The 12,576-nt window shown below is 56.9% G+C and carries 10 protein-coding genes and 1 pseudogene; 5 read left to right on the top strand and 6 right to left on the bottom strand.

Annotated elements, in window-relative coordinates; translation table 11 throughout:
* The first annotated feature begins 42 nt into the window (after positions 1 to 42).
* From L1047_RS06740 to L1047_RS06720, 5 genes are read left to right on the top strand one after another with little or no spacing between them, the layout of a single operon-like run.
* Positions 43 to 1,155, top strand: a complete 1,113-nt coding sequence (locus tag L1047_RS06740) for a BMP family ABC transporter substrate-binding protein (protein WP_235278129.1) — start codon at positions 43 to 45, stop codon at positions 1,153 to 1,155.
* 41 nt (positions 1,156 to 1,196) lie between these two features.
* Positions 1,197 to 1,979, top strand: coding sequence for a cysteine hydrolase family protein (locus tag L1047_RS06735; RefSeq protein ID WP_235278128.1), 783 nt, complete (start codon positions 1,197 to 1,199; stop codon positions 1,977 to 1,979).
* A gap of 33 nt (positions 1,980 to 2,012) precedes the next feature.
* Positions 2,013 to 2,405 (top strand): RidA family protein, encoded by a 393-nt coding sequence (locus tag L1047_RS06730; RefSeq protein ID WP_235278127.1) that lies wholly within the window; start codon positions 2,013 to 2,015, stop codon positions 2,403 to 2,405.
* Positions 2,406 to 2,412: 7 nt separating this feature from the next.
* Positions 2,413 to 3,921: an ABC transporter ATP-binding protein gene (locus L1047_RS06725; RefSeq protein ID WP_235278126.1), complete on the top strand. Its 1,509-nt coding sequence runs from the start codon at positions 2,413 to 2,415 to the stop codon at positions 3,919 to 3,921.
* Complete coding sequence (locus L1047_RS06720; protein ID WP_235278125.1) at positions 3,918 to 5,006, top strand: ABC transporter permease; 1,089 nt, start codon at positions 3,918 to 3,920, stop codon at positions 5,004 to 5,006. The genes L1047_RS06725 and L1047_RS06720 overlap by 4 nt, the downstream gene beginning before the upstream one ends.
* A gap of 80 nt (positions 5,007 to 5,086) precedes the next feature.
* Here the strand turns inward: L1047_RS06720 and tnpC are convergent.
* From tnpC to L1047_RS06685, 6 genes and pseudogenes are all read right to left on the bottom strand, one after another.
* Positions 5,087 to 6,610, bottom strand: a pseudogene (gene tnpC / locus L1047_RS16750) (IS66 family transposase); the annotation flags it as partial.
* Positions 6,611 to 6,939: 329 nt separating this feature from the next.
* Positions 6,940 to 8,802 carry a glycosyltransferase family 39 protein gene (locus tag L1047_RS06705; RefSeq protein ID WP_235278122.1) on the bottom strand — a complete coding sequence of 621 codons (1,863 nt, stop codon included), beginning with the start codon at positions 8,800 to 8,802 and terminating at the stop codon, positions 6,940 to 6,942.
* 295 nt (positions 8,803 to 9,097) lie between these two features.
* Positions 9,098 to 9,358 (bottom strand): DUF6761 family protein, encoded by a 261-nt coding sequence (locus tag L1047_RS06700; RefSeq protein ID WP_235278120.1) that lies wholly within the window; start codon positions 9,356 to 9,358, stop codon positions 9,098 to 9,100.
* A 121-nt stretch (positions 9,359 to 9,479) separates the two neighbouring features.
* The gene (locus L1047_RS06695; protein ID WP_235278119.1) at positions 9,480 to 11,108 is read right to left on the bottom strand and encodes a CocE/NonD family hydrolase; all 1,629 of its coding nucleotides are present in this window, start codon (positions 11,106 to 11,108) and stop codon (positions 9,480 to 9,482) included.
* Between the two features lie 95 nt (positions 11,109 to 11,203).
* Entirely contained in the window at positions 11,204 to 11,668 is a 465-nt protein-coding gene (locus tag L1047_RS06690; RefSeq protein WP_235278118.1) for a cupin domain-containing protein, read from the bottom strand.
* Positions 11,669 to 11,728: 60 nt separating this feature from the next.
* Positions 11,729 to 12,508: a cysteine hydrolase family protein gene (locus L1047_RS06685; RefSeq protein ID WP_235278117.1), complete on the bottom strand. Its 780-nt coding sequence runs from the start codon at positions 12,506 to 12,508 to the stop codon at positions 11,729 to 11,731.
* Positions 12,509 to 12,576: the final 68 nt, after the last annotated feature.

Below are 12,576 nucleotides of genomic sequence, written 5' to 3'. Positions count from 1 at the left end.
CCCAAGATGTTGCGTTGATTGTCCCGTATTGAGGAACATGTCATGTCCAGACGTTTATTGGCAGCAGGGTTCAGCCGTCGCCAGATTTTGCAAGTGGGGTTGATGGCGGGTGGGGCCATGCTCTCGGCCAGTTCATGGCAGACGGCTCAGGCTCAGGTGAATACCAAAAAGATTGGCTACATCTACGTTGGCCCCCAGAGCGACTATGGGTACAACTACTCCATGGATTTGGGTCGGCAATACGTGGAAAAGACCCTGGGCGTGGAAACCACCTATTTTGACAACATCCCCGAAAGTGCGGAAGTGGAACGGGTGATGGAACGCCTGATCCGCGATGATCACGGCATTATTTTTGCCACCAGCTATGGCTATTTGGATCACGCCATCACTGTGGGGCAGAAATATCCCGAAGTCAGTTTCCTCCATGCCGGGGGCCTAAAGTTGGGAGCCAATGTGGGCACCTACTGGGCCGATAGCGACGATGCCATCTATCTGGCGGGCATGGTGGCGGGATCCCTGAGTAAAACGGGTAAATTGGGCTTTTTGGGAGCCTTCCAAATTCCCCAAGTGCTACGCACCATCAACGCCTTCACCATGGGTGCCCAAAGCATCAATCCTGAGGCCACGACCACCGTGGTTTGGACGGGGGCCTGGCTGGATCCCCCCAAAGAAGCGGAAGTGGCCAATGCCCTGTTGGATGGGGGGGCCGATGTCCTGGCGGGGCAAGTCGATTCACCCCTGACCTTTGCCCAAACCGCCGAACGGCGGGGAGCCTACGTGGTGGGTAAGGATGTGAACGTGACCGAGTTTGCGCCCAAGGCATGGCTCACGGGTGCCTCCTGGAACTGGGGGCCGATGATGGTGGATCTGGTCAAGCAGATCCAGGGGGGCACCTGGAAACCGGAGTTTGTCCGGGGTACCCTCAAGGGTGGCGACGTGGTGCTGGATCCCTTTGGGCCTGCCGTTCCCAGTGAGGTGCAAGCCAAGGTGATGGCCGTCAAAGAGCAGATCCTCTCCGGGGTAAAGGTCGTCTGGTCTGGCCCCATCATCAAACAAGACGGCAGCGAGGTGGTGGCCAGTGGCGTGAAATTGCCCATGGAAACCCTGGAGTCGATGAACTTTTTGGTCAAGGGTGTGATCGGTTCCGCCAGTTAAGTCGGGATCCCTCGGTGGTGGTTGTTTAGGAGAGGTTCGTGATGTACGTTCGCCAAGAAGGCGTCTGCCAGATGGGATCCCCGGCTAACCCCTGGCGGGTTACCCCAGAAGAAGTGGATATGTCCCGCCCGTCCCGTCCTCTGCGCCGGATGAGTGTGGCGGCGGATCCGCAGCGGATTGTGGTGGATGCCACCAAGTCGGCCCTGCTGATCGTGGATATGCAGAATGACTTTTGCAGTCCCGGTGGCTGGTTGGATGTGGTGGGCGTTGACTACACGCCGGATCGGGCCCCGATTGAGCCTCTCAGCCAGCTCGTGCCCGCCTTTCGCCAGCACGGGATCCCGGTGATTTGGGTGAATTGGGGCGTGCGTCCCGACCTGCTCAACATCAGCCCAACACTACTCCATGCCCACAGCCCCGACGGGATCCGAGTGGGTCTGGGGGAACCCACCCCCACCACCGGGGCGAAAGTCCTGGAAAAAGGCGGCTGGGGCGCGGCCATTGTGGATGAACTACACCCCAACGACCAGGACATTCACGTTACCAAGCACCGCTTCAGCGGCTTTTGGGATACCGACCTGGACAGCATTTTACGCAATCTGGGGGTGACCACCCTCTTTATCGGTGGCGTCAATGCCGACCAGTGCGTGCTCACCACCCTGCAGGATGCCCACTTTTTGGGCTACGACACCATCTTGCTCCAGGACTGTACGGCCACCACCTCCCCCGCCTTTTGCCTGGAGGCCACCTACTACAACGTCAAACTGCTGTTTGGCTTCCTCACCCAATCCCAGGCGCTCCTGGATGGACTCAGCCAACTCTAAGCACCTCGTTCTGCACCCATTCAACCCAACCCTATGACCACACCGACCTTTTATATGGTGGATGGGGCACCCCAACCCACCGGCCCCTTTTGTCATGCCGCCGAGATCGATGGTTGGGTGTTCCTCACCGGCCAAACCCCCCTCGATCCCAGGGATCCCGCCGCTCCCATTCCTGAGGGCATTGAGGCCCAAACCCATTTGGTCTTTCAACACCTGAAAACGGTTCTCTCCCAATTGGGACTGGGTTTTGACAACGTCCTGCGGGTGGGGGTGTATCTCACCCACTTGGAAGAAGACTTTTCTGCCTTCAATCAGGTCTACAAAAGCTATTTCCCTGAGGGCAAACTGCCCGCCCGCACCTGTGTTGGCGTCACCAGCTTGGTGCGTGGGCCACGGGTGGAAGTGGATCTAGTCGCTCACCGTTAGTGAGACCATGCACATTCACCTCACCGGGATCCACAAACGCTTCGGCTCTACCCTGGCCAACGATGGGGTGGATCTGGAGATTCGCCCTGGCCAAGTCTTGGCCCTGCTGGGGGAAAACGGCGCAGGCAAAAGTACCCTGATGAAGATCCTCTACGGGTTCTATACCCTCGACCAAGGGCAGATCGAGATCGATGGCCAGCCTGTGGCGATGCACTCCCCCCGTGCCGCCATCGCCCACGGTATCGGCATGGTGTTTCAACAGTTCAATCTAATCCCGGCCTTGACGGTGCTGGAGAATCTGCTGCTGGCCTACCCCAAGAGCCCGTGGTGGCACTGGGGCAACCGTCATCTCCAGGCCAAGGTTCTGGCCCGGTTGCGCGATCTGGCGCCCGATTTGGATCCGGGGTTACGGGTGGATCAGTTGGCCGTGGGGCAGCAGCAACTGCTGGAGCTAATCAAAGTGCTCAACCTGGAGGCCTGCTGCATCATTCTGGATGAGCCGACCTCTGTCCTCACTCCCGCCGAAGCGGAACGACTCTGGGGCTTGATCCGGCAACTGGCCCAGCAGGGGCGGGCCGTGGTGCTGATCACCCACAAACTGGAGGATGTGGCCGCCTGTGCGGATCGGGTGGTGGTAATGCGGGCGGGCAAAGTCGTCCACCAACGGGATCTGTCCAATCCTGATCGGGGATCCCTTTCCCCAATGCTGAAAGCGGACTTGATTCAGATGATGATGGGTCATGAAGTCACGGCGGCACTTCCCAGGACTAGCCCCCTTGACAGGGGATCCCCGTTGCTCCAGGTACGTGGCCTTTATCTCCGGGATCCCGCCATGGGAATGACGCTCAGCAACATTAACCTCGAGATTCAGCCAGGGGAAATTTTGGGCTTGGCGGGGGTCGCAGGCAATGGACAACCCCTTTTGGCCGAAGCCCTGGCCGGGATCCGGTCTCTCCATGCCGGAGAGATTCTCGTGCAGGGTCAACCCTTACATCCGGGATCCCTGCTGCGGTCGCAGGTGGCCTACATTCCCGAAAACCCGTTGCAACAGGGCGTCGCTCCGGATCTGGACTTGGCGACGAATCTGGCCCTACATCAGGTGCGAACCTTGCCCTTTTGGCCCCGGTGGCGACGGCAGATCAACCGTGCTACCGCCTTGCTGCGGGATTTTGATGTGCGTCCACCGGATCCCCACAAAGCGGCTCGCCAGCTCTCGGGGGGCAACCTACAAAAGCTGATCATCGCCCGCGAGTTGTCTGGGGATCCCCTCTTGATTGTGGCCTGTTACCCCACCATGGGGTTGGATGCGGCAGCAACCCAGGCGGTGTATGAGCATCTCTTTCGCCACGCCCAGCAGGGATCCGCCGTCCTCTGGATCTCAGAAGAGCTGGATGATTTGATGCGCTATGCCCACCGCGTGGCCGTGATCTCCAAAGGGCACATTGTCGGCATTCAAGCGACGCCCCAGGCCAGTCGACAGCAGTTGGGTCGCTGGATGGCGGGGGTGGCCGGATGATCGCCCGCTGGTTTCCAGGATCGACGTTGCGGATCCCGTTGCTCACCGGCCTTGGCATTCTGAGTGTGTTTATCCTCCTCAGCAGCCTGTTTTTGCTGGGCATTGGTCAGTCACCGTTAACTATTTTGGTCTCCATGGTGGCGGCGGCCTTTGGCGATGACTACGCCTGGTCAGAAACCCTGGTCAAAACAACACCGATTCTGTTCTGCGCTCTGGCCGTGGCCCTACCAGCCAAGTTGGGCTTAATTTCCGTCGGCGGGGAGGGACAACTGCACTTAGGGGCTTTGGTCGGTACGGGTATCCTCTTGCTCTGGCCTGATGGCCCCGGCTGGCTCCTCTTGCCCCTCGTGCTGTTGGGGGGAGCGGTGGGGGGCGCGATCTGGGGCGGGATCCCCGGTTGGTTGCGGGCCAGGTGGACGGTGAATGAAACCCTCAGCACCCTGATGCTCAACTATGTGGGGATGCAATGGGTTCGCTTTGTCGTCTATGGCCCCTGGAAGGATCCGGCCAATTTGGGCTGGCCAGCCACGATCCAGTTTCCAGCCACGGCCAAGCTACCCTTCCTAGCGGGATCCCGTGTGCACGGGGGCTTGTTCATCGCCGTGGGAATAGCGCTACTCCTCTATGTTCTCTATCGTTGGAGTCGTTGGGGCTTGAGCCTCCGCATCATGCAGAGCAATCCGCCCCTGGCCATGCAAGTGGGTCTCAAGTACCCGTTTCACGTCCTGCTGGTGATGGCCCTGGCGGGATCCCTAGCCGGGCTGGCAGGCATTACGGAAACGGCCATGATCCAAGGGCGGCTGCAGGTGGGTATCTCCAGTAGTTTTGGGCTAAGTGGCTTTTTGGTGGCCTGGTTGGCAGGCAATAGTCTGCTGGGAGTAATCCCCATGTCCTTGTTGATTGGAGGCATCCTGGCAGCGGGCGATGCGTTGCAATTGTTTGCCAAGCTGCCCTCTTCGGTGGCAATTGTCTTACAAGGGATCCTGTTTGTATCAGTTTTATGTGTTCGTTCCCCGTTGTTCTCTGACTTTGTTCAGAAGCACATTCCATCTTTGGCCACTTTCAGCCCCTTAGTCAAAGAATGAGGGTAAAGGTTCAGGGGGCTAGGCAGCCAAAGGGGTTTCATCGTCAGCAGAGGGTTGAGGCAGTAGGTCAGGGTGCTCCTGCCCAAAGCGGCCGCATGAATCGCATGGGTCAAGAAGTCCAACACATCGCGCTGTTGGGCCTGCAACGAGGTGACCACCGTTAACATACGCGCGACAAACTCACTACCCGCCTGAGATTGAGCCCCAAAACTGGTGCGACGCCAAATCACGGCGGGACGCAAGGCTCGTTCTGCCGCATTATTGGTGGGTTCAATTCCGCCCCTCTCGACAAACGTCCACAGGGCAAGTTCAATGGCCAGGAGTTGTCGGCAGGTGCGCACGGTTTTGGCCAGTGGGGTCTTTTCCTGGGTGCCAATAGCGTAGCTTGCAGCCCCTCCTGAAGCCATCGGTTAACCTCCGCCTGGACAGGTTGAACCGCCTGGCGAAAGGCCTCGCGGGTTAGGATGCCGTCTCGCACCTGATACCAGAGTTGAAACAGCTTTTTCTCCTCCGCCAGCAAGCCTTCCCCTATCGATTGAGACACCCCACTGCGTTCTGCAATGCGGGTAAAATCTCGTTTCAAATGCGCCCAACACACTTGGCGCTGCGTTATCGGTATCCACCCATAACTGCTGTAACGGTCAGAGACCACGATGCCATCATAGGTCTCTCCTATCAAGGCTTTCGCCACCGCTTGCGCGCGACTGAGCCACACCGCAAACACACTGACCACAGGCGTCACCAACACCCAAATCCAGGCCCGTTTCTTGTTCTCATTGGCTCCATCTCCATTGCTCTGAGTGAAGCTGGTTTCGTCGCTGTGGAGCACCCCGGACTGCTGGACATACCCCAGGGCATTCTCCACGGGGACAGCCAGCGCATCGCTCATCTCCTGACGCAAGCGGTTGATACTGCCGGTAGAAATCTCGATGCCCGCCAGGGCCGCTAACAAGGTTTTCACCTGCCGATGGCTTTGTCGATAGCCGCCGCTCAATAACCCCACCAGCGCACTCAACCGCTCCCCATACCCCCGGCGAGTCACCCCCTCCGGCAAGACACTGCGAGTCAGCGTGCCGCAATGCTCACAGGCCAACTGATGCAGTCGGTGCTCGATGACGATAGGTTCAATGGGCGGTAAGTCCACAAGGTAAGTCCACAATTTGATGCTGGTAAGGGGCACTATCCTCTCCCGTCAGGGGCACGCCGCATGTCCGGCAGACCAATGGAATATGGTTCAGTACCTCGGCGCAGGCCTCAATAGGGTACAAGTCTCGTGACTGGCCCTCATGGCCCAGTTGTCCCCCCCGTCGCCCTTTCCCCGGCTTCCTTGGGGGGCGCTTCGCTTGGCCAAAACCTTCGCTAGACGGTGGTTTAGACGAATTCTGTGAGGTTTGGCGCACCTGCTCTTCCAGGTGAGAAATGCGCCCCGCTCCGCTCATCGCCACAAATTGCTCGGTTAGCTGGTCTAACTGTTCCTGCTGTTGGGCTATCGTCCTTAACAGAGTCGCCACTAACGCCTGCACGCTAGCAGGGGTCGCCTCCCAGTCTGCTCGGGAAAGCCGGATGCCACCAATCTCAATCTCAGACGGGTCGTTAGAACTCATAGCCTCAGCTGGTAGTGCCCTTCTGAGTAATGATTAGGACTATCTCGGTGGTGCCTAAGGACACCTTGTTGAGAACAAAAAACCTGTTTCAGCAGATTGAGGGGTTCTCATTCTCAATAACGACGACCTCCAAATTCACTATCTTTACAACCTGCCTGAATTACAAGCCGCCATCAGCCCCCTGATCACTTTTCCCTAGAGGATGCACGAGAAGTAGTAGTTCGAACTTTCGTTTGTGGCGAGATGCAGGGGTGATTGAGCAAATGAATCACACCCTACGGGAACTCGTCAGACGCCAAGCTGGCCGTCAACCTCAACCCACAGGTGGGTCAATGGACTCTGGGATAAAGTTTTCTCTGGGGATCCCTCACCTCAAAGGCCCATAGCCCCCGCTCGGCCGGGATCCGTTCTAGTCGTCCGGAGGGAAAGCGCTGCTGCAGGTCGGATCCCTGTTGATCCCAAACCCATTGGTTCATGAACAGGGTGAAAGGCGGCTCTAAAGTCTGGGTGGATAACTCCTCTGGGGGGAACACGGTTGCCGATTGCTCTCGTCCGGCAAAAAATTGGATCCAGCTCTGCCAAAAGTAAGGCTCTCCCCAGCTGAAGTAGGGGTAGGAGGGGCTAGCCGCCAGGTAAAAATGATGGTTGGGATCCGTCTTGCGAGCCTCAACATAGCGCCCTGTGCTAGCGACATCGTTGCCGCTCTTCCAGCCTTTTTGCACAAAATCGCCGAAAATAGCCAGGTTTACCCCCCCAATCAGGAGAACCAATCCCAGCCCCAGGGCACCCGGCAACCAACCCCGCGCCCGGGATCCGGAGCGCTCCAAAGCACCCCCTAGCGCCCGCAGGATGACTTGGATCCCTTCTAGGGTTAGATAAGCGACAAAAGGCAAAATCACCAACAAGCGGGTATAGTTAGGGGCTTTGGTGATGACGAAGCTAAAGAGCAGATAGAGAAATAGGAAACTGCTGAGGCAGAGCCAATCTTGCGGTTGGCTGCGCCGCTTGAAGATGCGGTACAGGCCGGATCCCAGACCCAACCAGATCAGAACCCCGGTTAAGGGATCCACAAAGGCATGGCCGTAATTGGGGTAGATGTAGCCACGGTCGTGCTGGCTGCGATCGTTGAACATGCTGAGACCATTCAAGATGTTGCGCCGCACCGCTTCCCCTGGGGTTGCTGCATTAACCCACATCTGTTGCAGCGCTTGCCCCTCCGGGGAAAAAAGAAATTGCTGGCGAGAATATTCGGCACTTACAGAAGGGGAAGTGGCTGTAGCCACCAAAATGGGGGCTGCCATGAGAAAAAAGCCCAAGGCTGCCGGTACTGTCAACTTGGTTAAGGCCCAAAAGGGATTCTCCTGTGGATCCCCGCCCTTGAGATCTTCTCGGCCCAATAGCAAGTACATGCCCCCAAACAGCAGCCCCAGCAGGATCACCACCCGCCCCGGCAAATAGCCATACAAGGAGAAGCCCGCCGCCGCTCCCCCTAAATACAGCAACAGAGGGTTCTTCTCCCGTACCCCCTTCAAAATCAGCCCGAGTGCAGCACACTCCACCAACACAATCAGGTTTTCCCGCATCGCCATGCGACTAATGCCTAGCAGGGCATGGTTGGATCCCAGCAGAGCCGCCCCCGCCAAGGCCAAACGGGATCCCCAAAAAGCCCGGAAGAACCCATAGGCCACCAGGATAGTGATCACCCCAAAGTTGGCATGCACCATGCGCATATGGGTTAAGGTCACTCCCCCCATTAACCGGGTCAGCCCGCCGAAGAGGCTGAACATAAAGCGGGGAAAGTAAAAATAGTCCGGCATTAGGCCAAACACATCGGGAAAGCGCACCCCCGAGGCATTACGAGACATGGAGGTGATCACAATCTCGTCGGTATTCACCTGAAAAGGGATGTTGGCGGAATCGTAGAGGTAAATCGGGATAAAAACCAAAGCCAACAGGCCCAGATGAAGCAATTCCCGTCGCCAGTTCATCTTAGCGGGATCCCAAATGGGCTGAGCAGGGGGAAACTGCGCCAGATACAGGCCCACCAACAGCAATGCCAGCAACCATAGGCCAATTTGCAGGACATGATAGCCAAACACCCCGTACCAGAGGGTCAGGGCTAGCCCTATCCCCAATCCCATTCCCAGTACACTGGGGCGGCGGGAGGAAATCACAGTATCCAAAACAGTCATAACCGGAGCGGGATCCCAGTAGGCATTTTTGCATCCTACCAAGGGTTTACAGCCCTTTACGACAAGGGCCCGCTAGTCACTTGCGTTGGATTTTCACAAGCAATGGCCTACAATTCGTCAGGGGTACAAGATACAGCCTTTTCTGACTTTACGCAGGCCTTTGAGCTCGGCAAAAAACCTTATGGACAAGGGATTGACCGGAATCTGCTGTATCAGATAACCCTGGCAAAGGCTGTACAAGCATTTGGGAAGCCCGCGCAAGAGCTGTACCGCCAGCACAAGATCAGTAGCCCCATCAGTAGCCCCGCATTGGCTCCGTTTCCAGCTCAAATTCTGGCTCGATAAAGCTCGAAGGATCGTAGAGAAAGCGGTTCACATCGTCTTCGATGCGATAAATCTCGAAGGGCTCCAAAAGCCCAGCAGTGCGCAACGCTAACAAATAGCCATCCACCAACAGGCGCAGTTCATCGGTTCGTTGGTAGCCGCGCTGCCAGGTATCCACCAGAGCGTCGGTCAAAGCTTGGTAATGCCGGATCAATTTTGGGTCTTGCAACATCGCTGTTCCCTCGCCCCACCTGTTCTTATCCTAACGTTTGATTTCGCTTGATGAGCGGTGGTTGCGGACGGGATCCCAATTTTCAAATCCTCCCAGTCAAAAAAAGTGGAGTTAAAACAGCTTAGGCAATGGGCAAATGCAGCCTCGAGGAGGTATCACCACCGCTGTGCAAGGTAATGGTGAGGATGCGAGCCTCGATCAACCGTTCCTCCCGCACCAGGGATCCTGTACCGGTATTCACCGGGTAGGCAGGGAAACAGGCGGCACTGAGGCTGAGGCGCAAGGCATGGCCCTGAGGAATGCGAATGCAGGTGGGTTGGCAGTCCAGGGTGATGGGGGTACCCGGTTGAGAGCTTTGAACCCGCCGGTAACCCTGAGTGATGGTATAAATCTGACCGTTGGGTTTCACTTCCGAGATCACGGCACACAGATCAAAACTGGGGTTGTCGGCTTCGGCATAGAGTTCTAGGCTCAGTTCCCCTGCCAGTATCCAATCGGTCTCTAGCAGTGGGGTGGTATAGGTGAGAACATCGGTGCGGCAATCGAGGGCGGAACGCTCTTGCGGGCCAGGGGGATAGGCCAGATGACCTCCCAAGGCGGGTACGGGTCGCCAGGGATCGTGAACAAAGGTATCGGATTGGCTCTCTGAAGGAGGTTCGGGTTTAAGGGATCCTTCCGCTTCCGACATGGCCGCTAGGCCGGTGCTGTGTAAATAAAAGGATTGTGGCTGTGGGGTGGGCCAGGCCTCTAGGCTGCGCCATTGGTTGGATCCCATCTCGAACAGTTGTACAGGCGGCTCCTCGAGAATGCCCGTATCTTTGCCCTTCAGGAACTGATCGAACCAACGCACCTGCATCCGATCGATCCGGTTGACCGCAGCAGAACCGAAATCTGCAGCCCCGACTTTGCGTCCCCAAGGAATGTGGGGCCACGGGCCGATAATCAAGTGTTGAGGGTTTTGGCTGCGGGCGCTCATCTCTTGGTAGAGGCGCAAATTCCCCGTCAGGTAGCTGTCGAACCAACCGGCAATGTGCAACATGGGCAGATCTACGGCCTCGAGGTGGGGAGAGAGCTTTTTCCAGTACTCGTCCGGATCGGAATGCTCTAGCCAGTCAAAGTAGTAGGACTGCGGCGCGTACTGCTGTAAAACGCCAGGCTTGACAGGGATCGGGTCGTAGAGGGGCAGGTTGCGGGAGGCTTTGAATAGCGCCTGGTGAGCGTTGGCATCTCCTCTTAGGCGTGCCCCTTCGGTCTCCAACTGAAGGGCCCAGCCCAAATTGCCCTGAAAACGGAATGTCCCCCCTTGATAGGCGGCATCAGCGTAGAGGTCGTAGGGCATCATGGCCGGACAAAGGGCCTTCAGGGCCACTGGGCGGGTGGAGGCGGCATACAGTTGGGTCATGCCCTGATAAGAAAAGCCATACATGCCTACGGAGCCATTGCTACCCGGTAAGGTTGCCGCCCAGTTGACGCTATCGAACCCATCTTCTGCCTCCGCCCGAAATGGGTAGAAAGATCCCTTGGAAGTCCCCCGTCCGCGCACATCCTGAATGACAACGATATACCCTTGAGCGGCATACCAACTGGGGTGGGCGTAGACCACTGTCGAGGCAATGGAGCGCCCATAGGGCTGTCGCATCAACAGAACCGGGTAGGGTTCTTCCCCTTCAGGACGGTAAATATCGGCATCCAGTTGGATCCCGTCGCGGGTGAACATGGAGGCGGTTTCTCGGGGGCGAACAGGCAACATCAGTTAGCTTTGGGAAGAAATGTTCATTGAATAGAGTAATGATTAGGGTGATAGGGATCCCTGCACCCACCCGATGATCTTAGGGCAGTTGCGACTTAGGCTGCCGAAAGGGCGGTTCTCCAGCAGCCCGACAACACTTGTAAATCATCCTCATCCAACTGCGCAGGGGTACCCGCCCGGATCAGTTCAGCAAAGTCTTCATTGGGCACCATGATGCACAGGGCATAGAGACGACCGGGGCCGGTATTGTGGATCTCATGGACTCCCGTAGGCGGAACCAAAAGGCTATCTCCAGCTCTGATGGGGGCCGCTTTTCCATCGCAAATGGCAATGCCCTCACCCTTGAGGATAAAGAACATTTCAACGGCGAGTTGATGGCGATTGGGAGGAGTTTTGCCTCCTTCGTCAAAAATCTCAACACAAAAGGTTAACGAGACTTGTGAATGGGAGGGATCGAAGACAATGGCCAACCGATTGGAATCGTTAGGACTAATGCGAAAGGCTTGGTAATCGGCAGGGGTTTTAATCACCGGGATCACACATTGGGAAAGAGTTTGCATTCAGTTCCTCCGCTCAGGGAACAAAACAGTTGGGGATAAGGGATTCGAATTCAGCACCGTTTAGCGAGGCAAAGCTGCTAGCAAATCCGAGGAGGAAGCAACAAATCCAAAGCACTGCTTGACGTTGTAGAGAGTAGCCAGCAAACAGTATTCCGGCGAGGTGGTGGCAGCGCAATCTTCGAGCAAAATGCAGTCATAGCCGAGGAAGTTGGCATCTTGTAGTGTGGCCATGACACATTGATCGATATTCACACCCCCAAAAAATAGAGTGGTTCGCCCTAAGTTTTTCAGAATGCTGTCCAAAGGGGTATCCCAAAAGCCGCTCATGCGGAACTTATCAACACAAATATCTTCAGGTTTGATTTCTAGCTCATCCACCACCGCTGCGGCCCAACTGTCTTTAGTGAGCACCCGCGCTCCATTTTTGGGCAAAGGATCCGCCAAACCTACGCCTTCTCCGGTGGGGTTATAGACATGCCTGAGGCCAGCACTGATATTGAGCAGGTCGGGTCGGTTGCCCCAATTCACCCAGAGGATCGGGACTTGGGTTTGCCGTAATTCGGGGAGCAAGGTTTTCAGCGGGCCAATCGGAGCACGGGCTGGGGTGACATCCACACCGATACTGGCCAGCCAACCCTCAGGATGACAAAAGTCATTTTGCATATCGATGACGATCATCGCCGCCTTGGCCAGATCCAGCCGCAGGGTTTTGGTGGGAGTGGGCAGCAGGATGGGCCGGGGATCCAAGGGCGGACGGGTGATGTCGGCCATTTCGGCATTCACAGCCCAAGCATTGGGAGGGATCCCTAGCGTTTTCAAGGGGCGATCTGGGGTGCTCATCACTGGAGTCTCCGGTAAATTCAAATCCCCGAGTTCGAGAGGTGTCTATCCGCTTACGCAGGAGACGC

Source organism: Synechococcus sp. Nb3U1 (assembly GCF_021533835.1).
Lineage (GTDB): Bacteria > Cyanobacteriota > Cyanobacteriia > Thermostichales > Thermostichaceae > Thermostichus.
This window is presented reverse-complemented; position numbering and strand designations above follow the sequence as displayed.